Source organism: Streptomyces canus (assembly GCF_030815415.1).
GTDB classification, from domain to species: domain Bacteria; phylum Actinomycetota; class Actinomycetes; order Streptomycetales; family Streptomycetaceae; genus Streptomyces; species Streptomyces canus_F.
Window position 1 is genome coordinate 3143501 of sequence record NZ_JAUSWW010000001.1, and the last position, 24514, is coordinate 3168014.

A 24514-nucleotide genomic window follows, 5' to 3' on the forward strand; every position below is an offset into this window, starting at 1 on the left:
GGGGCCTTGCGACGTCAGGTGCGTGCTCTCGGGGTGCCGGGCGCTGACCCTCGTACTGGATGTACTTGGGTCAGCGCCCGGTGCGGCGAGAGTGCGTGCATGGCGTCGCGGGGCAGACGGGGCTTCCGGCCCGTGCCCTCGAGGGGCTGGACTGTCGCTCATCCCCCCATTGTTGCCGTAAGGACGGTGTGTGAGGACAGCGCATCCCTCAAAGGAGGTTCTCCGGGGGACGCGCTGTCATGGGCCGGTCAGCGGATCGGGCGGTGGACGTTCCCCTTCTCCGAGGCGCCCGGTGTGACGTCCGCGATCCACGGGCCCTCGCCCGACGGGTCGACGATGCCCTCCTCCAGCCATGCGTAGGTGCCGGACATGACGCCCTTGACGACCTTGCGGTCCAGGTCGTCGGTGTTGGTCCACAGGCGGCCGAAGAGTTCCTCGACGCGGATGCGGGACTGCCGGCAGAAGGCGTCGGCGAGTTGGTAGGCCTCGCGGCCGTGGTCCTCGGTGGTGCGCAGGAGTTCGGCGCGTACGCAGACCGCGCTCATCGCGAAGAGTTCCGCGCCGATGTCGACGATCCGGCCGAGGAAGCCCTGCTTGGTCTCCATGCGGCCCTGCCAGCGGGACATGGCGTAGAAGGTGGAGCGGGCGAGTTTGCGGGCGGTGCGTTCGACGTAGCGGAGATGGACCGAGAGGTCGACCTCGCGTTTGAATTCGTTGTACGAGTACGGGAGTTGGCCCTGGCCTGCCACCAGTTTCGGCAGCCACTTGGCGTAGAAGGCACCTGCCTGCGCGCCTGCTTTCGCCTTGTCCGACAGGGACTTCTCCGGGTCGATCAGGTCGCCGGCGACGGAGAGGTGGGCGTCGACCGCCTCGCGGGCGATGAGGAGGTGCATGATCTCCGTCGAGCCCTCGAAGATGCGGTTGATGCGGAGGTCGCGCAGGACCTGCTCGGCCGGGACCGCGCGTTCGCCGCGGGCCGCCAGGGAGGCCGCCGTCTCGAAGCCGCGGCCGCCGCGGATCTGGACCAGTTCGTCGGCCATGAGCCACGCCATCTCGGAGGAGAAGAGCTTGGCCAGGGCGCCCTCGATGCGGATGTCGTTCCGGTCCTCGTCGGCCATCTGGCTGGAAAGGTCCAGTACGGCCTCGAGCGCGAAGGTCGTCGCCGCGATGAAGCTGATCTTCGCGCCCACGGCCTCGTGGTCGGCGATCGGCTTGCCCCACTGCTCGCGGGCCGCGGACCATTCGCGGGCGATCTTCAGGCACCACTTGCCGGCGGCGACACAGGACGCGGGGAGCGAGAGGCGGCCGGTGTTGAGGGTGGTCAGCGCGATCTTGAGGCCGGCGCCCTCCGGACCGATGCGGTTCGCCGCCGGGACCCGGACCTGGTGGAAGCGGGTGACGCCGTTCTCGATGCCGCGCAGGCCCATGAAGGCGTTGCGGTTCTCGACGGTGATGCCGGGCGAGTCGCTCTCGACGACGAAGGCGGTGATGCCGCCCTTGTGGCCCTCGCTCTTGGGGACCCGGGCCATCACGACCAGCAGGTCGGCGACCACACCGTTGGTGGTCCACAGCTTCACCCCGTCGAGGACGTACTCGTCCCCGTCGGGCACCGCGCTCGTGGCGAGCCGGGCCGGGTCGGAGCCGACGTCCGGCTCGGTGAGGAGGAAGGCGCTGATGTCGGTGCGGGCGCACCGGGGCAGGAAGGTCTCCTTCTGCTCCTGGGTGCCGAACAGCTTCAGCGGCTGGGGGACGCCGATCGACTGGTGGGCGGACAGGAGTACGCCGATCGCGGGACAGGCGGAGCCCGCGAGGGCCAGGGCCTTGTTGTAGTACACCTGGGTGAGGCCGAGACCGCCGTACTTGGTGTCGATCTTCATGCCGAGGGCGCCGAGCTCCTTGAGGCCGGCGATGACCTCGTCGGGGATCCGGGCCTCGCGCTCGACGAGGGCGCCGTCCACCTTGCTCTCGCAGAAGTCGCGGAGCCTGGCGAGGAACTCCTCGCCGCGCCGGGCGTCCTCGTCGGGCGGCATGGGGTGAGGGTGGATGAGGTCGAGCCGGAAGCGGCCGAGGAACAGTTCCTTGGCGAAGCTGGGCTTGCGCCAGTCCTGTTCCCGGGCCGCTTCGGCCACCTGACGGGCCTCACGTTCGGTCACGACGGGCTTCTGCTGTGGTGCGGACATGAGGGCCACCTCACCGCGAATCGGGATCATGGTTACCGATCGGTGCTACTCGATCGTATGTACCCGATACCGAGCGTGCCCACCACCCCTGGGACGCGGCCGTTCAGCCGATGCTTACGGAGTACGCCTTGGTGTCAAGGCGTCCGGTGCCCTTGAAGACCTCGGTCCCGGACTCGATGCCGGAGACGTACTTGTCGTTGCCGAGGAGCTTGCGCCGAACGAGGGCCTGGGTGAAGTCGTCCAGGTTGAGCGTGGCCTTGGTGGTGTTGGTGCGGCGGACGAAGGAGTACACCTTCCAGCCGATGTCGCCCTGGTAGATGTCCCACATGGCGCCGCCGAGGCTGACGGATCCGTACTTGCTGCCGAGGGGTCCGGCGCCGCCCTGCCGGTTGAGCCAGATCATGACCTCGTCGGTGGGCTGGTCCTGCCAGTCCGCGGTGTTCTTGTCGTGCAGCCACAGGTCGTAGGCGACGTTCATGACGCCGGGGTTCGCGCTGACGGTGAACTCCCAGCTGGTCTTCACCGGCTTGCGGTCGCCGACGCGGATCGGCAGACCGGTGGCGGACTTGTCGACCTTCCAGCCCCAGTGCCAGCCGAGGACGCTGGACGCGTAGGACTTCACGTCGTAGTCCTTGCCGGTGCCGCTGTTGGCCAGGCTGTAGTCCGTGCCCCACGAAATGGTCGATCCCGAGCGGGAGTCGTCCCACACGCACTGGGTGCCGGTGGCCTTCTCCCGGTTCCAGACGTTGTTGTTCACGTAGTACTTGCCGAGCGTGATGGTGTCGAAGTCCGTGCACTTCTTGCTGGACTCGTCCGCCTGCGCGACGGTCACGCCGACGGCCGCGGCGAGCGCGACCGTGCCGGAGACGAGAGTCTTCGCCTTCTTGGAGAAGCGGGGGCGGCGGTGCGGCATGGGGCGGGTCCTCACGAAGGGGGTGATCGCTTACGTCCCTTCAGTGGGCGCCGGGGCGTCAAAGGTTGCCGTGGAGGGTGACGTGGGCCGCCCCCCAGGCCGATCCGCCGGCCGGGGTCCCCCGATTCCGTTCCGTGGCCCCCCGCGATCGGCCATGGTAGGGAGGAACCCCACACCCCGGAAGAGCCGCCGGGAGGCCCGAAGGGGAGCCTGTACCAACTCGATGTCGAAGCGCTTCGACAGCCTATGGACACCCACCCCTGGTGGAGCTACTGTCGAACCACCCTCACCCGCCCTTGTTCGTACTGCGCACTGTCGAAGCGCTTCACAAAGCTTGGAGAGCTGGATGGTCACCCTCGCCGAGGTCGCCCAGCACGCCGGAGTCTCGGCGAGCACGGTGAGCTATGTCCTCAGCGGCAAGCGGTCCATCTCCGGGGCCACCCGGCACCGGGTGGAGCAGAGCATCCGCGAGCTGGGCTACCACCCCAACGCGGGCGCCCGCGCCCTGGCCAGCAGCAGGTCCAACATCATCGCGCTGATGGTCCCGTTGCGCACCGACATGTACGTGCCGGTGATGATGGAGATCGCCATCGCGGTGGCCACCACGGCCCGGCTGCACGGCTACGACGTCCTGCTGCTCACCGGCGAGGAGGGCCCCGACGCCGTACGCCGCGTCACCGGCAGCGGGCTCGCCGACGCGATGATCCTGATGGACGTCGAACTCGACGACGAGCGGCTGCCGTTGCTGCGCGGCACCGACCAGCCCTCCGTCCTCATCGGCCTGCCCGCCGACACCTCGGGACTGACCTGCGTCGACCTCGACTTCCGGGCCACCGGCGCCCTGTGCGTCGAGCACCTCGCGATGCTCGGCCACCGCGACATCGCTGTCATCGGCGAGGCCCCGGCAGTGTACGAACGGCACACCGGCTTCGCCGAGCGCACCCTGGACGGACTCCGCACCCGGGCCCAGGAGTTGGGTGTGCGCCTGCTGCACCGGCCCTGCGAGGGCGGCTACGACGCGATGGCCGTGACGCTCGCCCGCATCCTCGACGAGCGTCCGGGCACCACGGGCTTCGTCGTGCAGAACGAGTCGGCCGTCGAGCCGCTGCTCGCCCTGCTGCGCCAGCAGGGCCGTGCCGTGCCCGAGGACGTGTCCGTCGTCGCGGTCTGCCCCGACCAGGTCGCCACCCAGGCCTCGGTACGGCTCACCTCGGTCGCCATCCCCGCACAGGACATGGGCCGGCACGCCGTGGAACGTCTGGTGGCCAAGCTGGAAGGCCGTGGCAAGGACGAAGTCGTGCTCATCGCACCCGAGTTGACCGTCCGCGCGAGCACGGGACCCGCGCCGTCGGCGCTTTGACGAACCTCTCTGTTCCTCCGCACCGAGCAGCCCGAGCAGCCCCGCTGGGGCACCACCTGTCTCCACTCGCCTCCAGGAGCACCCCTCGTGACTCAGCCTGCCGAAAATCAGCCCCAGCAGGGCGCTGTCAGTCTCGCGCAGTCGTCTCCCACCATCGGCACGTTCCGTGAGCGGGACGGTGGCCTGGAGTGGAGCGGCCGCCAGGAGACGCTCCGCATCGAGCCGTGGGGTCCGGACGCGGTCCGGGTCCGGTCGCGGCTCGGTGGTCCGATCCTCGAGGGGCTGCCGGGTGCGTTGCTGGAGAGCCCGCCCGCCACCTCGTCCACGATCAAGATCGAGGGCGGCCGGGGCCAGTTGACGGTGGGCACGCTCACCGTGGAGGTCGACGCCGAGGGCCTGGTCCGCTTCCTTCGCACCGAGGACTCCGCCGAGCTTCTCGCCGAGGCCCGCGCCCACTTCTGGTGGCCCGGCTCCCGCCTCTACACCGCCGTCGGCAACGGCCACCACCGGCTGGAGCAGCGCTTCGCCGCGTACGACGACGAGAAGCTGTACGGCCTCGGCCAGCATCAGCACGGCAGGCTCGACCAGAAGGGCCTGGTCCTCGACCTGGTGCAGCGCAACGCCGAGGTCGGCATCCCGGTGCTGAGCTCCAGCCGCGGCTACACCCTGCTGTGGAACAACCCGGCGATCGGCCGGGTCGAGCTCGCGCACAACGGCACCCGCTGGGTCGCCGACTCGGCCCGTCAGATCGACTACTGGATCACGGCGGGCGCCCCGGCCGACGGTCAGCGCCGCTACTCCGCGGTGACGGGCCGCACCCCGATGATGCCGGAGTGGGCGGCGGGCTTCTGGCAGTGCAAGCTGCGCTACCGCACCCAGGACGAACTCCTGGCCGTGGCGCGGGAGTACAAGCGCCGTGGCCTGCCCATCTCCGCGATCGTCTGCGACTTCTTCCACTGGACCCACCTGGGCGACTGGAAGTTCGACCTGAGCGAGTGGCCCGACCCGGGCGCCATGGTGCGGGAGCTGGAGGAGCTCGGCATCAAACTCGTCGTCTCCGTCTGGCCGTCGGTGTCTCCGCTGAGCGAGAACCACCAGCTCATGGAGCAGCGCGGCTACTTCATCGGCACCCAGTACGGGCCGATGGCGCACGCCGACTGGCCGGACAAGGAGGTCGCCTCCACGGTCCAGGTCGCGTTCTACGACGCCACGAACCCCGAGGCCCGCGACTTCATGTGGTCGCGCGTCCGCGACAACTACCTGATCCCGTACGGCATCACGGCCTTCTGGCTGGACGCCTGCGAGCCGGAGCTGAAGCCGGGCTTCTCGGAGAACCTGCGCTACTGGGCGGGCCCGGGCCTGGAGGTCGGCAACAGTTACCCGGCGGAGAACGCCCGCACCTTCCACGAGGGCCTGACGGCCGAGGGCGAGGAGGTCATCACCCTCAACCGCTCGGCGTGGGCGGGCAGTCAGCGCTACGGCGCCGCCCTGTGGTCCGGCGACATCGGCACCGACTTCCCGACCCTGCGCCGCCAGATCGCGGCCGGCCTCAACACCGCGCTCTCCGGCATCCCTTGGTGGAACACCGACATCGGCGGCTTCCACGGCGGCGATCCGGACGACGAGGCGTACCGCGAGGTCATGGTCCGCTGGTTCCAGTTCGGCGCCCTGTCGCCGCTGATGCGCCTGCACGGCTTCCGCGACCCGGGCATGCCGCTGGGCCCGGAGATGACCGGCGGTCCGAACGAGGTGTGGTCGTACGGCGAGGAGGCCGGCGCCATCCTGGAGCGGTATCTGCGGCTGCGCGAGCGTCTGAAGCCGTATGTCCTCCAGGTCATGCGGGAAGCCCATGAGGAAGGCCTGCCGCCCATGCGGCCGCTGTTCCTGGAGTTCCCCGAGGACCACGCGACCTGGTCCGTCGACGACGCGTATCTCTTCGGCGGCGAGCTGCTGGTGGCTCCGGTGCTGACGGCGGGCGCGACGGCCCGCACGACCTATCTCCCGGCGGGCGCGACCTGGACGGACGCGTGGACCGGTGAGACGTACGAGGGCGGCACGACCGTGACGGTCGACGCCCCGCTGGACCGTATCCCGCTGTTCCTGCGGGACGGGGCGCGCCTGCCCGTAGCGGAGTAGACGCGCCGGTGCGGCCGGTCCCCATAGGGGAGGGACCGGCCGCACACGCGTGTCAGCGGGTGGGTGCCGACGAGGGGGGTGGGGTATTGCACGGGCCCCATGCAATACCCCACCCCGCCCGGTCAACTGCTGCTGACCGTCATGTTGTTGGTCGTGAAGTTCAGCCCGCCGGACGAGGACGTGATCTCGTAGCCGAACTGCACGTCACCGATGGTCTCGTTGCCGAACCAGCCCTTGGTGTCCTTGATCCACTTCAGGATCGGCAGGACGTTGACGGTGCCGGAGGTGGAGTCGGAGGTGCGCAGGAACGAGAAGACCTCGTTGGCGCCGTTGCTGCCCTTGTAGACGGTCCAGGTGTGGCCGCCGAGGGTGACGTTGCCCTGCGAGGTGCCCAACGGGCCGACGGCTCCGTTGTAGTTGACCCAGAGCATGATCTCGTAGTCGTAGTCCGTGTCCCAGATGTCGTACGACGTGTTGTACGCGCCGGACGACGGGACCGTGACGTTGTAGCTGCTGGAGAGCGAGCCGAGGGAGGTGATCGTCTTGTTGATCACCTTCTTGGAGTTGGGGTAGGACTTGATGCCGCCGGTGTTGGGGTGATCGGCCCAGACGCCCCAGTTGGTGCCGGAGTTGGCCCAGATGCACTGGCTGCCGGCGCCGGAGCCCCAGATGTTGTTGTAGAGCGTGTAGCCGTTCAGGCTGGTGTTGCCCCACTGGTCGCAGGAGTTCCAGACGGCGGCCGAGGCGGGGGCGGAGGCGAGGCCGACGGTGGCGCCGAGGGCCATCGCCGGGGCCAGAATCGCCATGGTGATCTTGCGCAGTGTGCTCTTTGCCATGGTGTCCCTTTCCATGGGTGGGGGGAAATGCGGGGGTGGTTACCACGCCCCAAGCGGGAGGACGTGGTCTTCTCCGGCGACGAGGTCGAGCGGCCGCGCGCCGGTGGAAGTCCGGATCTCGATGCGGTGGGTACGGGTGGGGCGTAGCACCGCGGTGGCTTCTTGCGGGGACCAGCTGAGGTCGAGCTCCGCGCCGAACCGGGTGCGGACGCCCTTGAGTCGGCCTGACGGGTACGCCGCCGGGAGAGCCGGCAGCAGGACCAGCCGGTCCGGCGTGGACTGCACGAGCATCTCGAGGAGCACGGCCGGGAGGGTGTGTGCGGCGTCCGCGTTGTAGACGTCGCGGTTCGGGTAGTGCGCGCTCATCAGGGAGGTGTGGAAGAAGTCGCCCTTGAGCACCTGCCCGAGGGCGTGCGCGACCCGTTCGCCGTCGCGCAGCCGGGCGGCGACGAGCGCGTGGTGGAGGTGGCCGTGGGCCGAGTCGTTCTCGGCGCCCCGGAGTTCGAGCGCGCGGTACGCGGCCGCGGCGAGGTCGGGGGCGTCGTACGGGGTGATCTCGTCGAGCGGCCAGACGCCGTAGAGGTGGCTGAGATGGCGGTGGTCGTAGGTGTCGTCGAGGCCGGGCCAGGCCCATTCGGCGAGGGCGCCGTCGTCGTTGATCCGGTGGGGCGGGAGCCGGTCGGCGAGGGCTCGCCAGCGCTCTGCCGACTCGGGGTGGTAGTCGGCCGCCGTGTGCAGGGCGTGCCGGGCGGCCGAGAGGTCCATGGCCGCGTTGATCGCGCCCCAACTGCCGTTGCCGGGCCGGTTCTCGGGCGAGTAGGAGGGGACGACGACGAGGTTCCCGTCGGTGTCGGTGCGGGTGAGGAAGTCCTCGTAGAACAGGGCGACTTCGGCGAGCGCGGCGGCGGTGCGCGGGTCGCGCTCACCGCGGGTCTCGTCGTGGTCGACGAGCGGCTTGAGCAGCCAGTCGGCGCCGGCCGTCCACAGGTGCAGCGGGTATTCGCGGCTGAAGTGGTACGTCAGCCCGGACTCGCCGTCGCTGTGCGGCGGGGCGACGACCCCGCGGGCGCCGAAGACGGCGCGGGCGTTGTCCCGCCAGTCGTCGAGCTGGCCATGGATCAGGGAGGCGAGGGCTTCGGTGACTTCGGGCAGCGCGGCGGCCGCCGCGGACGCGGTCTGGAGGTTGACGTTGGCGTCGTTGGTGAACGCTCCCGACCAGGCGGTGTCCCAGTCGCCGGTCCACAGGCCGGTCAGACGGGGCGGGAAGAGGCCACTGGCGGAGAGCAGGTGGTAGCGGCCGGCGGCGAAGAGGCGTTCCAGGAGGGCGGGGCTCTCGGTGCGGTCGAGCAACTCCGAGCCGGGCAGGGCGCGTTCGTCGGGCTCCGCGCCGAGGTCGAGGGTGACGCGTGCGTAGGCGGTGCGGTGGAGAGCGGTGTGGCGGTCGAGGAGGAGGGTGTACGAGTCCCCTTCGTGCGCCGCGAGTTCACGGAGGGCGCGTGCCTGCTCCAGTACGTCGAGCTCGCCGGTGTGCCGCAGTACGCGGGTCAGCAGCAGCACGGACTGGGCTCCGGCGATCCGCAGACCGGGGGGTGTGAGGGTGGTGGTGCCGCCCGTGACGAGGACCAGGGTGACGCCGGTGCAGGCGCGGTCGCTGCCGGGGTAGCGGGCGCGCAGGGTGAGCAGGGCGCCGTCGGGGGTGAGGACGGCGCCGTGGCCCACCCCGAGGTCCTTCGGGGCGCCGGGGAGCCGGTGGTCCAGGGAGATGTCGAGCTCGGCCGCCAGGACCCGCTGGACGATGACGTCGTCGGCGCGGGAGACGAAGACCCGGCTGTCCCAGCCCTCGTACGCGCTGTGGACGACACCGGTGGCGAAGTCGACGCAACGTCTGTGTCCGCGCGCGCCGCCGTTCGCTCGGCGCAGCCGTACCTGGAAGGCGGGGTGGAAGGGCTGCACCCACTGGAGGTCCCGTCCGTCCGTGAAGCTCTCCGCGGCGTCCGGCTCTCCGGCGAGCAACCGGTCCTGGAGTGCGGGCAGTCCGGCGGCGAGCTCGGGCGGGCGGGCCTGTTCGGCGCCGTTGGGACGGACGAGGGTGTGATGGGTGACGACGACCTGCTCGTCGTTCGGTTCGCCGAACACGAGGGCGCCGTGATGGCCGTTCCCACTCAGGAAGCCGTCCTCCCAGCGGGTGGCGGGACGGGGCTCCCAGGTGCCGTGCACGATGCCGGTGTCGGCGTCCGCATTCGCGTTCACGTTCACGGACGCAACACCGCCACGCCGTACCGGTCCAAGGTCAACTCGTCCGCGACAGTGGTCCCCGTGAGCAGGTCGTGGTGGGTGCCGGGGACCTCGACGGTCACGGATTCGCGGGAGTGGTTGAGGACGAAGAGCAGGTCACCGCGGCGTACGGCCTCGACGCCTGCGGGGAGCCGGTCGAGCACCGGGCGGATGTCCGCCTCGGACGCGAACTGTGCGATGAGCGCGCGCAGTCGGTCAGCTTCGGGAAGCGTCGCGAGGTACCGCGCCCGTCCTTTGCGGAGCACCGCCGGCAGCCCGTCGAGTTCGCCGCCCTTGAACACGGCCTCGGCGGTCGCGTCCTCGTCCTTCTCGATCTCCTCCGACCACAGCGTTCCGCGGAACCCGTCGCACTCGACCTCCTCCCCCGCGTCCAGCGGCCACCACTCGTGCAGGGTGCGGATGCCGAACAGCTCCCGCAGCCGTCCGTCCATACCGCCGGGCCGCACCCGGTCGTCCTCGTCGGTGATGCCGGTGAGGAAACCGGAGACGAGGGTGCCGCCCTGCCGCGTGTACGCGATGAGGTTGTCGATCGCCGCGTCGCTCAGGGAGTACAGCTGAGGGACGACGACGAGCCTGTACGCGCTCAGGTCGTGCTCGGGGTGGGCGAAGTCGGTGGCGAGGTGGGCCTCCCACAGGGCTCGGTGCCAGGCGGTGAGGACCTGGGCGTAGTCGACCTGGGTGGAGAGGCGGCCCTCGTGGGCGCCGGCCCACCAGGAGTGCCAGTCGTGCAGGACGGCGATGTCGTTGGCGGTGTGACTGCCCGTCACCTCTCCGGAGATCCGGGCGAGTTCCGCGCCGAGCCGCTTGACCTCCTGATACGTCCGCCCCCGCGCCCCCGCGTGACTGACCATCCCGGAGTGGAACTTCTCCGCGCCCTGCCGCGACTGCCGCCACTGGAAGTAGCAGACGGCGTCCGCGCCACGGGCGACGGCCTGGAGGGACCAGAGGCGGTTGAGGCCACGCGGCTTGGGGTGGTTGACGCCCCGCCAGTTGACCGGTCCGGCGGCCTGCTCCATCAGCATCCAGGGTCCGCGGGCCTGCGAACGGGTCATGTCCTGTACGAGGGCGCCGGCCTGGGCGCCGAAGGGGTCGCGCGGATCGGGGTAGAGGTCGACGGAGACGACGTCCTCCTCCTCGGCCCACCGCCAGGCGTCCTGCCCGGACCAGAGCGGCATGAAGTTGGAGGTGACCGGGAGGTGCGGGGTGTGCCGGCGCACGATGTCCCGCTCGGCGACGTAGCACTCCAGGAGCATGTCGGAGGTGAACCGCTTGAAGTCAAGGACCTGCGCGGGGTTCTTGAGGTAGTGGGCGTGCCGGGGCGTGTGCACCTCGGCCCAGTCGCCGTAGCCCTGGCTCCAGAAGGCGGTGCCCCAGGCGTCGTTGAGTTCCGCGAGCGTGCCGTATCTGTCCTGGAGCCAGCGGCGGAAGCGGGCGGCGGCCTCGGGGCCCCAGTCGTAGGTGCAGTACTCGTTGTTGATGTGCCACATGGTGAGGGCCGGGTGGTTGCCGTAGCGGGCGGCGAGGTCCTCGGTGATGGCGGCGGCGTACCGGCGGTAGACCGCGCTGGAGTGCGAGAAGTGCTGTCGGCCGCCCCACCACTCGGTGCGGCCGTCCTGGTCGACGGGCAGGGTGTCGGGGTGCAGATGTCCCAGCCAGGGCGGGGGCGAGGAGGTCGGGGTGGCGAGGACGACGCCGATGCCGTGCTCGTGCATCAGGTCCATCAGCCGGTCGAGCCAGCCGAAGTCCCGCTCCCCCGGCCGGGGTTCGAGCGTGGCCCAGGAGAAGACGCCGAGGGTGACGGAGTTGACGCCGGCGTCCTTCATGAGCCGGACGTCCTCGTGCCAGGTCTCCTCGGGCCACTGCTCGGGGTTGTAGTCGCCGCCGAAGAGGATGCGACCGCGCGTCACATCGCCGAGGCCGGGCATCAGACCGGCTCCCCGTACTGGATGCCGCGCCCGTTGGTGGCGAGGTAGACGCGCCCGTACACCCGCGGGTCCCCGGTGATGACCTCGCCGGTCCACCCCCACTGGTGCTGGTCGTCGTTGATGCGCACCCAGGTCTTCGCCTCGTCGTCGGACCGGTGGACGGCGGTGATGCTCTCGGTGGAGCCCACCATGTAGATCGCCGGGTAGTCGGCCCCGGCGGCGGCCTTGCCGAAGCCGAGGGTGTACGAGGCCCAGCAGCCGGCGACCTTGGCGAAGCTCAGGCCCCCGTCGGTGGACCGGTGGAGCCCGTTCCCCTTCACGCTCAGCCAGAGGTCCCCGGACCGCCCGGGCGCGGCGACCAGCTCGAACTGGCTGTCCCCGGAGGGGAGGCCGGTCGCACCCTGGGTGAAGGAGCGGCCACTGTCAGTGCTGACGTACAGCGTTCCTGTGTCGGTGTCGTACGCGTGGAAGTGCGTCGGGTCGGCCGGGTCCGCGACCGGCGTGGCACCCTTCGGGAAGGAGGAGATCTCGGTCCAGGTGGCCCCGTTGTCCGTGGAGCGGTAGGCCGGGTACTTCGTGCCGTCCCAGTGCACGAAGACCCACAGCAGCACGCTGCCGTCGGCGTTGACGGCGATCGGCCCCGGTGCGTCCTTGGCGAGGGAGGGCTGGGCCTCGAAGGGCGCCCAGGTCTGTCCGCCGTCGTTCGAGTAGGCACCGTTGCCGTGGTCGCCCCACCCGCTGCGGACGACGTACGCCGGCTTCCGCGCGGCCTGTGCGAGTCCCGTCGCCGATCCGAACACGGGGTTCGTGGCCATGCCGCGCGAGGGCGAGGCGGTGAGCCGCTCGTGGTACATCACGCCGATGTCCCCGGACCCGCTGATCAGGTGCGCCTCCCCGGCCGGGGGCGAGATCAGCTGGCGCACGGACGTCTCCTCCATGCCCCGGATCTGCGGCGCCCAGTGCTTCAGGTCCCGGGTGCCGTAGAGAGTGGCGCCGGTGCCGTAGACGACGTGCCGGGAGTCGTACGGGTCGAGGGCGAGCGCCTGGATCCACCAGCCGAACTTGGGAGCGTCCGCACCCCACTTGAGATAGGGGGTCTCCGACACGTCGAGGACGGCGGAGTCCTTGAGGGACGTCCAGTGGCGACCACCGTCGGTGGACCGGAACACGGTGTCGACGGCGGCCCACCGGTTGTTGGTGGAGACGACGAGGGTGCCGGGCCGTCGCGCGTCCACGGCGACCCCGCCGTACCCGAAGGTGTCGGCGGATCCTCCCCCACTCTCGGCTTCGCTCGAGCGGGAGGTGCCCCCAGCCGTGGTGCCGCCGGGCTTCACCGGGCTCACGTCGGCCCACTTCCCGTTGGCGGTGCACAGCTTGTGCACGCTGCCGTCGGACTGCCCGTTGGGTCCGGGGGCGTTGGCGTACGTCACGTACAGCTCCCGGGTGAAGCGGTCGTACGCGGCTCGGATCGGCACCTTGGCGGCCGCACCGGAAGGCTGTCCGGGCACGGCCTGCCACTTCGTCCCGTCGGCGGTGCGGAAAAAGTTGGCGGCACTCCCGTCGGAGTCCCCCCAGCCGGCGTAGAGGGTGCGCCCGGCGGCGACGAGCAGGGTGACCCCCTGCCCGGAGGCGCTCGGAGCGCCGGGAAAGCCGGTGGCGGCTGCCCACGTGGCACCCCGGTCGGTGGACTTGAGGAGCCCGTCGTGCCGGGTCCCCAGCCACAGGGTGTCACTGTCGCGCGGATCGACGAGCAGCCGCTCGCCGGCCCCTCGCCCGTCCTCGTTGCCCCCGAGCTTCACGGTGAGGTCGGTTCGGGCCCAAGTGGCACCACGGTCGTCGGACCGGAGCACGGCACCATTACCGGCCCACGACTGGGCGTAGGTGCCGAGCGCGAGATAGACCCGGTTCGGGTGGGCGGGGTCGACGGCCATGGCCTCCACACCGAGGAGGTTCCAGTCGTCCCAGCCCAGGTGGTCGGTGAGCGGGATCCAGGCGGCGGCGCCGCTGTCCCATCTGTAGGCCCCACCGATGTCGGTACGGGCGTAGGCGAGCCCACGAACGGAGGGATGGAAGAGCACCCCGGTGACAAACCCGGTGCCCCCGATGAAGACGTTGCGCCACCGGTAGGAGGAGCCGGCGGCCTCAGCAGCGTGTGCTTGCGTGTGCCCGACGGGAAGGGCGGTGAGCGCGGCCGCGGCAGCGGTCCCGGCAAGAACGGCACGACGGCTCGGGTTGGACGTACGCATGACAAGCCTCGCTCTGAAGAAGAGGGGGAGTGGAGACACCTAAGGGGCGCGGGGAACTGCGCGACCAGCCACAACGAACCCGCAGCCGCCGACGCGCAGCACCACCCCTCCGGGATGGCGACCGGTCAGCCCTTCACCGCACCGGTCAGCATGCCCTTCTTGAAATGCCGCTGGACGAACGGCGACAGCACAGCCACCGGCAGCAACGCCATCACCATGACCGCCATCTGCACGGCCAGCCCCGACAGCTGCCCCGTCTTGATCGCCTGCCCCAGCCCGACCGGAGCCTCCTGCTTCTGCACGAGCTGGATCATGACGTTCTGCAGCGGCATCATGTCCTGGTCGTTCAGATACAGGGACGCGTTGAACCAGGCGCTCCAGTACCCGACGGCGTAGAACAACGTGATCACCGCGATGACGGCCCGCGACAGCGGCATGATGATCTGCCACAGAATCCGGAGGTCCCCGGCCCCGTCGATCCGCGCGCTGTCGGTCAGCTCCGGCGAGATCCCCATGAAGAACCCGCGCAGGACCAGGATGTTGAAGACACTGATCGCGCTCGGCAGGATCAGCGCGAGGTAGCTGTCGGTCAGCCCGAGGGTCTGCACCAGGAGATAGGTGGGGATGAGCCCGGCGCTGAAGAACATCGTCGCCAGCAGCGTCATGAGGATCCACCGGTGCCCGACGGACTCCGTCCGCGACAGCCCGTACGCGCACAGCACGGACACGGTCATGGAGAACGCCGTACCTACGAGAGTGACCAGGACGCTGATGATCGCCGCCCGGGTCACCTGGCCGCCGCTGAGCAGCTCCTGGTAGGCGATGAAGGTGATGCCCTTCGGCACCATCACCAGACCGCCGGCCTCGTCGATGGTCTTGCGCGAGGAGACACTGGTGACGACGACGATCCACAGCGGGAAGAGAATCGCGAAGCAGGCGATCCCCAGCACCAGGCCCTTGCCCGCCAGCCCCGCCTGTGAGGGCTGCTCCTCCCACACCGGCCGGGGCGGCGCGGCCCACCGGCCGGGCTTCTGTACAGGCTTGTCGATCACGGCGGTCATTTCTTGTACACCCCCTGCTCGCCCATCAGATGGGCCACCTTGTTCGCGGCCAGGACGAGACCGATGCTGATGACGCCCTTGACGAGTCCGGCGGCGGCCGCGTAGCCGAAGTCCTGGTTGCGGACGCCGTTCCACCACACGAAGGTGTCGAGCACTTCCGAGGCGCCCGGTCCCACGGCATCTCGTTGCAGCAGGATCTGCTCGAAGCCGACGGTCAGGGCGTCGCCGACGCGCAGTACCAGCAGCAGTGCGATCACCGGCCGGAGCGCCGGCAGGGTGACGTGCCACATCCGGCGCCAGCGGTTGGCGCCGTCCATCGCGGCTGCCTCGTACAGGTCGGGGCTGACCGCGGCCAGGGCGGCGAGGAAGACGATGATCCCCCAGCCGGCGTCCTTCCAGACCGCCTGCGCGGTGACCAGGAACTTGAAGGTGTTCGGATCGGTCATGATGTCGAGGCCGTCGTACCCGTGGTCGCGCAGCAGCGTCGAGAGCAGTCCGGCGCCGCCGAGCAGCTGCTGGAAGACCGCGATGACCAGCACCCACGAGAAGAAGTGCGGCAGATACAGCACGGCCTGCGCGACGGCCCGCACCCGGGGCCTGACCACGCTGTTGATGAGCAGCGCGAGCAGGACCGGGATCGGGAAGAACAGCACGAGCTGGAGGAAGAACAGCACCAGCGTGTTCTGGACCGCCTGCCAGAACGAGGAGTCCTCGAAGATCCGCTGGAAGTTCTCCAGCCCCACCCAGGGGCTGTGCAGCATGGACACGACGCCGTTGTCGCTGATGTAGGGGTCGTAGTCCTGGAAGGCGACCACGTTGCCGAGGATCGGCACGTAGTTGAAGAGCAGGACCAGGGCGACGGCCGGCAGCGTCATCATGAGCAGGACGCGGTCGCGTCTGAGCCTGAGCCGCAGACTCAGCTTGCCGGGGGATCGTTTCCTCCCCGAGCGGGGACCGGTGGCGCCGCCGGACGCCACCGGGGTCTTGTCCGTCGTGTCGGCCTCGGCCCTGCTCCGAGGCACCGTGCTGTGGGACACGGCCGTTCTCCTTGCCTCGGTACCGGGTCAGCTGGCCGCGGAGCCGTTCTCGTCCAGGATCTGCTTGTACCAGTCGCGCAGCTTGTCGCCGCCCTTGCTCTTCCAGTCGGAGACGGCCTGCTGCATGTCGCTGATCTTCTTGCGGCCGCGGACGATGTCGTCCTCCAGCTGCTCGAAGTCGTTGGAGAGGTTGGTGTAGCGGTTGGGCTCGGTGATCTGCATGCCCCAGAAGGTCGACTTCTTGGTGAAGGCGCCCATCCGCTGCTCCCACTCGACCTGGCCCTTGGCGACCTCGGGGAAGTCGGGGTGCGCGATCGTCGCGGCGGGGCTCGCCACCATGACGTAGGCGTTCATCACCTCGAGGTTGCCCTGGTCGGTCTTGGCGGGGACGCCGTCCTTGACGGTGTAGTGGGTGCCCTCCACGCCGTAGTTGGTCATCATGTACTCCTTGGTGCCGTACGGCGCCGCGGTGACATTGGCGACGGCGAGCACGTCGCGGATGACCGACTCGGAGGCCTTCTTGTTGACGAAGGCGAAGATGCCGGCGGGCTGCTCGGCGTAGATGGTGGGGTTGCCGCCGTCGTGGCCCCAGACGTCCATGCCCCAGATCTTGAACTTCGGGTTCTGGGTGGCCTGTTCGGCGGTGCGGCCCCACCACTGGGAGATGTTCTGGGCGTAGATCAGGAACTCCCCCGCCGCGAACTTGGGTCCCGGGTCCGGGGCGTTCTTGCCCATCTTGGAGTCGGGGTGGACGACCCCCGCCTCGAACAGTTTGCGGGACCACTCCAGCGCCTCGAGGTACTGCTCGGTCTCGACGCGGTAGACCAGCTTGCCGTCGACCATGTTCCAGCCGAGCGGCTTCTCGCTGCCGGAGAAGACACCGAAGGCCTGGAAAGCGGTCCACTTCATGTCCAGACACGCCCAGCGCTTGGCCTTGGCGTTGGTGATCTCCTTGGCCAGCGCCATGAACTCGTCGCAGGACTTGGGTATTTCGTACCCTTCCTTGTCGAAGATGTCCTTGCGGTACAGGGGCACGATGCTGGGCGCCCACGGCGCGGGCATCGGCAGGCCGCGCAGCTTGCCGCCGAAGATGGAGCGCTGCCAGGCGTCCGTGGGGATCGCCGCGAGGTTCGGGTAGTCCTTGACCGCGTCGCCGGACAGGTAGGGGCCGAGGTCGGCGAACTTGCTGATGATGGCGGTGGGTATCTTGCCGCTCATGTTCCAGCCGGGGACGACCACGACGTCCGGGATGTCGCTGGAGGCGAGGATGGCGCCGAGCTTCTGGTCGTAGGTGTTGCCGTCCTGGTTCTGCCAGGCGACGTCGACGCCGATCAGCTCGTTCATCGCCTTGTAGTAGGCATTGCCGCTCTTCGGCGGGGAGCCCCAGAACGGCGACATGACGGTGACCTTGCCGCCCTTGCCGAGCTTCTTGGTCACCGATGTCTTCAGGGTGGCGAGGTCCAGCTTGCTGGTGAACCCGATCGCCGAGCCGTTCTTGGCGGGGATGTCCGGCGTCACCACGTTGCTGGCCACGTACGCCGGCAGGATCTTCTTCGCGTCCTTGCCCGACGTGGTGCCGTCACGCGAGCCACCGTCCGAGCCGCCGCAGGCGGAGAGCAGCGGCACCCCGCCCGCCACCGCTGCGGTGGCCACCGCGGTGGAGGCGAGGAAGCTTCTCCGGCTGGGCCCGGAGGAGGCGGAAGCGGCGTTCGGCGTCATTGCGTCAACCCTTCATGGCGCACCAGGACACCCGGCGGAGGAGCCGTCGGCTGCGGTGTCTTGAGTGGAACTGGCTGAGCTGAAGCGTTCTCTCGACGTCTACGGTCACCGTGTAGTCGAAGCGCTTCGATGTTGCTGTGAGGTTAAGTGAAGCCCTGTGGGTGCACAAGAGTCGCTCCCAATATTCCTCCGAGGTAAGGGAGGCGACCTTTTCTTATGCACCGCTTGAAGTGATGGCGCTGCTCCCTTGACACCCACCCCGGTGTCGAATGAGCATCGAAGCGCTTCGAAAGGGCTCGACCGCTCCACTCCAAGGGGAACCCCACGTGACCGCACAGCCGCCGCCCACGCCGCCTTTCCGCGATCCGCATCTGCCGTTCGCGAAGCGCATCGACGATCTGCTGTCGCGGCTCGCCCTCGACGAGAAGATCGGGTTCCTGCACCAGTTCGCCCCGGCCGTCGAGCGGCTCGGCGTCGACGCCTTCCGCACCGGCCAGGAGGCCCTGCACGGGGTCGCCTGGATGGGCCCGGCGACGGTGTTCCCGCAGGCGGTGGGCCTGGGCGCGACCTGGAACACGGATCTCGTACGACGGGTCGGCGAGGCCGTCTCCAAGGAGGTCCGCGCGATGCGGGCCCGCGACGACCGCATCGGCCTCAACGTCTGGTCCCCGACGGTGAACCTCCTGCGCCACCCCCTGTGGGGCCGCAACGAGGAGGGCTACTCGGAGGACCCGAAGCTCACCTCGGCGATCGCCACCGCCTACACCCACGGGCTGCGCGGCGACCATCCGACGTACTGGCGCACCGCCCCCGTCCTCAAGCACTGGCTCGCCCACAACAACGAGACGGACCGGGCCACTTCGTCCAGCTCGGTCCGCCCGCGCGTGCTGCACGAGTACGACCTGCGCGCCTTCCGCGAGACCGTCGAGGCGGGCGCGGTGGCCGGGGTGATGCCCGCGTACAACCTGGTCAACGGCCGCCCCAACCACGTGAGTCCGTATCTGCGCGAGCACCTGCGCACCTGGACGGACGAGGACCTGCTGGTCTGCTCGGACGCGGGCGCGCCCTCCAACCTGGTCGACCACGAGCACTACTACGACACCCACGAGGAGGCCACCGCGGCCTCGCTCCTGGCCGGCGTCGACAGCTTCACCGACCACGGCACCGACAGCTCGCAGATCACCGGACGGGTCAAGAAGGCGTACGAACAGGGCCTGTTGACCGAGGCAGACATCGACACGGCGGTCCGCCGCCAGCTCTCGGTCCGCTTCCGCCTCGGCGAGTTCGATCCGCAGTACGACCCGCACGCGCTGACCAGGGACTTCGACACCCCGGCCCACCGCGCCCTCGCGCAGGAGGCGGCCGAGCAGTCGGTCGTCCTGCTGCGCAACGACGGTGTGCTGCCGCTCGCCCCGGACACCCGGCTCGCCGTGGTCGGCCTGCTCGCCGACGAGTGCAAGCTCGACTGGTACAGCGGCACGCTGATCCATCGCTCCACCCCGCTGGAGGGCCTGTACGAGCGCTTCGGCGCCGACCGGATCGAGTTCGCGGAGGGCGTGGACCGGGTCCTGCTGAAGGCATCCGACGGAACCTTCCTCCACGTGCCCGCGGCGAACGCCGACGACGAGGTGCGCGGCGCCGAGGGTGCCCTCGACCCGGCACTGCTGGCGGGCCGCACGGACCTCCCGCCGCTCACCACCCACGCGGTCGGCACCGAGCTCGCCCTGGTCGACTGGGGCGAGGGCGTGCTGACCCTGAGCGCTCCCGACGGCCGCTATCTCTCGGTCGCCGAGGACGGCTATGTGCGCGCCTCCGCCGACCAGCCCGGAGGCTGGGTCGTCCAGGAGACATTCCGGCTGGAACCCCATGGGAACGGACACCTCCTCCGGCATGTCGGCACGGGTCGCCACGTCTCTGTCGGCGCCGCCGGAGTAAAGGTTGCCGATGAGAACGCGGAACTCGACGATCAGCCCGAAATCTTCACGCTGATCGTCGCCGAGCACGGAAGGGACGCGGTCGCCAGGGCCGCCGCCGAGGCCGATGTCGTGCTGGTGGTGGCGGGCAACGACCCGCACATCGACGGCCGCGAGACCGAGGACCGCAGGACCCTCGCCCTCCCCGCCCACCAGGACCGCCTGCTGCGGGCGGCCCGCGCCGCCAACCCGAACACGGTGCTGGCCCTGGTCTCCGCCTACCCGTACGCGTTCCAGCCGGGTCCGCTGCGGGCCGCGCTCTGGATGTCCCACGGCGGCCAGGCAGCGGGTACCGCGCTGGCCCGGGTCCTGGCCGGCGACGTCTCCCCCGCGGGCCGCCTCCCGCAGACCTGGTACGCCGACGACGCCGACCTGCCCGACCTGCTGGACTACGACGTGCTCGGCGGCCGCCAGACGTACCTGTACTACGAGGGCACCCCGCTGTTCCCCTTCGGGCACGGCCTGTCGTACGCGTCCTTCACCTACGGCGAACTCACGTCCCGCGCGGGGGACGGGGCGTTGCACGTCTCCTTCACGGTCATGAACACGGGGGACGTGACGGCCGACGAGGTCGCCCAGCTCTACACCCGCGCCGTGGACCCCTCGGTCCCGCGCCCGCGTCGCGAGCTGGTGGCCCACCGCAGGGTCACGCTCGCCCCCGGAGAGAAGGCGGAGCTGTCCTTCGAAGTCCCGCTGTCCGCCTTCGAGTTCTGGGACGTGGCGCACGGCCGGTGGCGCCTGGAGCCGGGGTCGTACGACCTGATGGCGGCCGCGTCCAGTGAGGATGTGCGATTGCGTACGACGGTTCTCCTGGACGGCGAGCCGGGCGGACCGCGCCCCGTCGTCGAACGGGGCCTGGACGGGGCCGACTTCGACGAGCAGAGCGGTGTCGCGATCGTCGACCGGACGAAGGCGGCCGGCGACGCGGTGACGCCGGCGAACGGCGAGGTGGCCGAACTGTTCTACCGCGCCTGCGACTTCGGGGCGGGTGTCACGGAGGTGACGGTGTCCGTGGCGGGCGAGGGCACGGTGGAGATCTCGCTCGACGGCGGTCCGGCGCTCGCGACGCTGGCACCCGAGACGCCCACGTCAGGACCGTACGACTACGTCACGCTCCGCACCGGGCTCACGGCCTCCGGTGTGCACGACGTCCACCTCAGGCTGCGCGGCCCGCTGCGGCTCGCGCGTGCCGGCTTCTCCGGCTGAGGGTCCGGAGGAGATCGGCACAAAGAAGGGGCCCGGCACCGGAAGGCATCGGTGCCGGGCCCCTTCGGGACGGTGAGCCACCGTCGCTGCGACGATCTTAGCTGAAAATGGTTCCCATTAGCTAGTGCCGCGGCAGGCAACGTTTGCCCGTCAAGGAGCGGCGTCGTGGGGGTCCCTCCCGCCCGAGCCGTGCGAAGCGCGGTTCGAGGGTGGGGGAGCGTGCTCTCGGCGTGCCGGCCGGAAGCCCTCGTACTGGACGTACTTGGGCTTTCGGCCGGTGCGGCGAGTGGGGGCCCCTCCCACGCCCTCAAGGCAGTGGGGGAGCGTGCCGGGCGTCGCGACGGGGCAAACGTTGCCTGCCGCGGCACTAGAGGCGCCGTGTACGGATGTGCCCGCAGGGTCAGAGAGCGAGCCCGGTGAGGACGAGCACCCGCTCGTAGGTGTAGTCGTCCATCGCGAACTTCACACCCTCGCGGCCCACACCGGACTGCTTGGCGCCGCCGTACGGCATCTGGTCGGCGCGGTAGGAGGGCACGTCGCCGATGACGACGCCGCCGACCTCGAGCGCGCGGTGGGCGCGGAAGGCGACCTGGAGGTCGTGGGTGAACACGCCCGCCTGGAGGCCGTACTTGGAGTCGTTGGCGGCCGCGAAGGCCTCGGCCTCGCCGTCCACCTTCTGCACGGTCAGGACGGGTCCGAAGACCTCCTCGCAGGAGATCGTCGTGTCGGCCGGTACGTCGGTGAGGACGGTCGGCGCGTAGGAGGCGCCGTCGCGCTTGCCGCCGGTGACGAGGGTGGCGCCGGCGGCGACGGCCTCGTCCACCCACGTCTCGACACGCTTGGCGGCGTCCTCGCTGACCAGCGGGCCGACGTCGGTCTTGTCGTCGGACGGGTCGCCGGTGACCTGGGCCTCGACGGCGGCGACGATCCGGGGGAGCAGCCGGTCGTACACCGACGCGTCGGCGATGACCCGCTGCACGGAGATGCAGGACTGGCCGCCCTGGTAGTTGGAGAAGGTGGCAATACGGGTCGCGGCCCAGTCGAGGTCGGCGTCGGAGGCGTAGTCGCCGAGCACGACCGCCGCGCCGTTGCCGCCCAGCTCCAGGGTGCAGTGCTTGCGCGGCACCGAGTCCATGATCGCGTAGCCGACCTTCTCGGAACCGGTGAAGGAGATGACGGGCAGCCGCTCGTCCTGCACCAGGGCGGGCATCCGGTCGTTCGGGACGGGAAGGACGCTCCAGGAACCGGCCGGCAGCTCGGTCTCGGCGAGGAGTTCGCCGATGACGAGCCCGGAGAGCGGAGTGGCCGGGGCGGGCTTCAGGATGATCGGCACACCGGCCGCGATCGCCGGGGCGATCTTGTGGGCGCACAGGTTGAGCGGGAAGTTGAAGGGCGCGATGCCGAGGACGACGCCCTTCGGGAAGCGGCGGGTGAGCGCGAGCCGGCCCTGGCCGCCGAGGTCGGTGTCGAGACGCTGGGCCTCGCCGCCGTTGAACCGGCGGGCCTCTTCGGCGGCGAACCGGAACACGGAGACGGCACGGCCGACCTCGCCCCGGGCCCACTTGACCGGCTTGCCGTTCTCGGCGGAGATCAGCTGGGCGATCTCCTCGGTGCGCTCGACGAGGCGGCGGCTCACGTGGTCGAGGGCGGCGGCGCGGATGTGGGCGGGCGTGGCGGCGAACTCGTCCCGTACGGCGTACGCGGCGGCGACGGCCTCCTCGATCTGGGCGTCGCTCGGCACGCTGACCTTGCCGACGATCCGCCCGTCCCACGGCGAGCTGACATCGAAGCTGACCTCGCCGGCGACCTGGCGCCCGGCGAGCCAGAAGGCGTGGGTGGAAGTCATGTCCCGGCCCTTCCGCGTTGGGGGTGTGCGTTGGCTTTCGGGTCCACGGTAGGGGGGAGGACGCGGAGGGGCGTTTGTCCGGCGCGGAGTGGTGGAGGGCGGGGGCGCGCCGGTTTGGCGGGGTGGGGGTGCGGCGCCGGAAGTTTCCTCGCCCCCGGTCACTGCTCCGTCGACGTCGTCTTCAGGGCCAGCCAGAGTTCCATCCGTACGTCCGGGTCGTCCAGCGACCGTCCGAGGATCTCCTCCACGCGCCGCATCCGATACCGCAACGTGTGCCGGTGCACACCCAGGTCCGCGGCTGCCGCGTCCCACTGTCCGTGCCGCGACAGCCACGCCCGCAGCGAGGCCACCAGATCCCCCCGCCCGGTCGCGTCGTGGTCGTACAGCGCCCGCAGCAACCCGTCCGCGAAGGCCCGCACCGCGTCGTCGGCCAGCAACGGCACCACCGACCCCGCCGCCAGCTGCTCATGCTCCACGCACACCCGCCCCCGCCGCCGCGCGACGGACAGCGCCTGCTCGGCCTGCTTGTAGGCGGCGGCCACCGCGACCGGCCCGACCGGCGCCGACACCCCCACGACGAGCTCGTCCTGGCCCGCCGCGTCGCCCTGCTCCTCCACCGCCCGCCCGGCCTCCAGCCCGGCGGTGTACTCCCCGCACGCCCCGACCGCCGCGCCCCCGTCCGCGGCCAGCACCACCAGCCGCTCCCCCTCCGTGACGACCAGGACGGCCTCCCCGGCCCGCGCGGCGGCGGACTCCACGACCTCGGCGAGGGCACCCAGAAGGTCACCCTCCGCCGGAGCACGCCCCTCCTCGGCGACGACCATCCGGAACGGCGCGTCCAGCAACGACCCGTACAGATCCCCGGCGACCGCCCGCGCATGGTCCGGCTCCCCGGCCAGCAGCATGCGCAGCACCGCCGCCCCGAGCCGCTGCTCGGCGGCGCGCAGGGACCGGGACCGCTCGGTGGTCAGGGTGAGCAGGGCGATCGCCGAGTGGACGGCGTACCGCTCCGCCGTCCCCGGCGCCGCCGCCGTGCCCACCGCGAGCGCGGCGCGCGGCCGCCGCCCGGTGCCCAGGGAGTGCAGCTCGACGCGGTCCTCGTTGTCGGGGCCGCCGACCACGGAGGAGGCCGGCGCGGGCCGCTCCCGCAGTCGCTCCACGTCCGCCGTGAGCCGTGCGGCCCGCCGCCCCGCCCACTCCGGCGCGGTGGCGACGACGGCACCGGACGCGTCGTACAGCGCGGCCCACCCGTCCACCTGCGAGGCGAGCGCGGACAACAGCCCTTCGGGACCGTTCGTCAACGCCTGCCGGGTCAGCTCCCGCTGCGCGGCGAACCCGGCCGTCACCGCCCGGTACTGCTCGGCGGCGATGGCCGCGGAGACGGCCTTGCTGATGGCGAGGAAGGGCGTGCGCCGGGGCACTTCGAGCAGCGGGAGCCCTTCACCCGCGGCGGCGTCGACGAGCGCTTCGGGAATGTCCTCGTAGTTGACCCCGACCGCGAACCCGAGCCCCACGACCCCCGCCCCGACCAGCCGCTTCACATACCGCCGCATCGTCTGCGGATCCTCCGCGTCCAGTTTCAGCGCGGTGATCAGCAGCAGCTCCCCGCCCTCCATGTACGGCACGGGATCGGCGAGCTCGCTGACATGCGCCCAGCGCACGGGGACGTCGAGCCGGTCCTCGCCCGCCCGCACGGTCAGCTTGAGCGCGGAGTGGTGGACGAGCGAGGCGAGCGTGGGTGGCATGGGGCCTTCAGGTCTACGGGGATCGGGCGTGCCCTG

At 70.4% G+C, this 24514-nt stretch carries 14 protein-coding genes; 3 read left to right on the top strand and 11 right to left on the bottom strand.

All coding sequences use genetic code 11. The annotated features are described in order from the left end of the window. Positions 1-248: 248 nt before the first annotated feature. Positions 249-2180: an acyl-CoA dehydrogenase family protein gene (locus QF037_RS14300; protein ID WP_307025238.1), complete on the bottom strand. Its 1932-nt coding sequence runs from the start codon at positions 2178-2180 to the stop codon at positions 249-251. A 103-nt stretch (positions 2181-2283) separates the two neighbouring features. Continuing rightward, positions 2284-3093, bottom strand: a complete 810-nt coding sequence (locus QF037_RS14305) for a GH12 family glycosyl hydrolase domain-containing protein (RefSeq protein ID WP_307025240.1) — start codon at positions 3091-3093, stop codon at positions 2284-2286. Positions 3094-3439: 346 nt separating this feature from the next. Between QF037_RS14305 and QF037_RS14310 the strand changes: the two genes are divergently transcribed. Together QF037_RS14310 and QF037_RS14315 are read left to right on the top strand one after the other, a co-directional pair. After that, on the top strand, positions 3440-4453 hold the full coding sequence (locus tag QF037_RS14310; protein WP_307025242.1) for a LacI family DNA-binding transcriptional regulator: 1014 nt from the start codon (positions 3440-3442) through the stop codon (positions 4451-4453). 87 nt (positions 4454-4540) lie between these two features. After that, positions 4541-6589: a glycoside hydrolase family 31 protein gene (locus QF037_RS14315; RefSeq protein ID WP_307025244.1), complete on the top strand. Its 2049-nt coding sequence runs from the start codon at positions 4541-4543 to the stop codon at positions 6587-6589. Between the two features lie 122 nt (positions 6590-6711). On the opposite strand, the gene QF037_RS14320 is transcribed toward QF037_RS14315, so the two are convergent. The 7 genes from QF037_RS14320 to QF037_RS14350 all read right to left on the bottom strand — a co-directional run bounded on the left by QF037_RS14320 (position 6712) and on the right by QF037_RS14350 (position 17708). Then, positions 6712-7425 carry a glycoside hydrolase family 12 protein gene (locus QF037_RS14320; protein ID WP_307025246.1) on the bottom strand — a complete coding sequence of 238 codons (714 nt, stop codon included), beginning with the start codon at positions 7423-7425 and terminating at the stop codon, positions 6712-6714. A gap of 39 nt (positions 7426-7464) precedes the next feature. Further along, positions 7465-9681: a glycosyl hydrolase family 95 catalytic domain-containing protein gene (locus tag QF037_RS14325; protein WP_307025248.1), complete on the bottom strand. Its 2217-nt coding sequence runs from the start codon at positions 9679-9681 to the stop codon at positions 7465-7467. Next, the gene (locus tag QF037_RS14330; RefSeq protein WP_307025250.1) at positions 9678-11645 is read right to left on the bottom strand and encodes a beta-galactosidase; all 1968 of its coding nucleotides are present in this window, start codon (positions 11643-11645) and stop codon (positions 9678-9680) included. Before QF037_RS14330 ends, QF037_RS14325 begins: the two co-directional genes overlap by 4 nt. Then, positions 11645-13891 (bottom strand): sialidase family protein, encoded by a 2247-nt coding sequence (locus tag QF037_RS14335; protein WP_307025252.1) that lies wholly within the window; start codon positions 13889-13891, stop codon positions 11645-11647. The genes QF037_RS14330 and QF037_RS14335 overlap by 1 nt, the downstream gene beginning before the upstream one ends. A gap of 125 nt (positions 13892-14016) precedes the next feature. Then, the gene (locus QF037_RS14340; RefSeq protein ID WP_307025254.1) at positions 14017-14952 is read right to left on the bottom strand and encodes a carbohydrate ABC transporter permease; all 936 of its coding nucleotides are present in this window, start codon (positions 14950-14952) and stop codon (positions 14017-14019) included. Beyond that, positions 14949-15989 carry an ABC transporter permease gene (locus tag QF037_RS14345; RefSeq protein ID WP_307025256.1) on the bottom strand — a complete coding sequence of 347 codons (1041 nt, stop codon included), beginning with the start codon at positions 15987-15989 and terminating at the stop codon, positions 14949-14951. The genes QF037_RS14340 and QF037_RS14345 overlap by 4 nt, the downstream gene beginning before the upstream one ends. A gap of 27 nt (positions 15990-16016) precedes the next feature. Further along, positions 16017-17708 carry an extracellular solute-binding protein gene (locus QF037_RS14350; protein WP_307025258.1) on the bottom strand — a complete coding sequence of 564 codons (1692 nt, stop codon included), beginning with the start codon at positions 17706-17708 and terminating at the stop codon, positions 16017-16019. Between the two features lie 326 nt (positions 17709-18034). On the opposite strand from QF037_RS14350, the gene QF037_RS14355 reads away from it, so the two are divergent. Beyond that, positions 18035-20887 carry a glycoside hydrolase family 3 C-terminal domain-containing protein gene (locus QF037_RS14355; protein ID WP_307025260.1) on the top strand — a complete coding sequence of 951 codons (2853 nt, stop codon included), beginning with the start codon at positions 18035-18037 and terminating at the stop codon, positions 20885-20887. A 400-nt stretch (positions 20888-21287) separates the two neighbouring features. Here the strand turns inward: QF037_RS14355 and QF037_RS14360 are convergent, their stop codons facing one another. Continuing rightward, the gene (locus tag QF037_RS14360; RefSeq protein WP_307025262.1) at positions 21288-22733 is read right to left on the bottom strand and encodes an aldehyde dehydrogenase family protein; all 1446 of its coding nucleotides are present in this window, start codon (positions 22731-22733) and stop codon (positions 21288-21290) included. A gap of 158 nt (positions 22734-22891) precedes the next feature. Beyond that, positions 22892-24478 carry a PucR family transcriptional regulator gene (locus QF037_RS14365; protein ID WP_307025264.1) on the bottom strand — a complete coding sequence of 529 codons (1587 nt, stop codon included), beginning with the start codon at positions 24476-24478 and terminating at the stop codon, positions 22892-22894. Between the last annotated feature and the right edge of the window lie 36 nt (positions 24479-24514).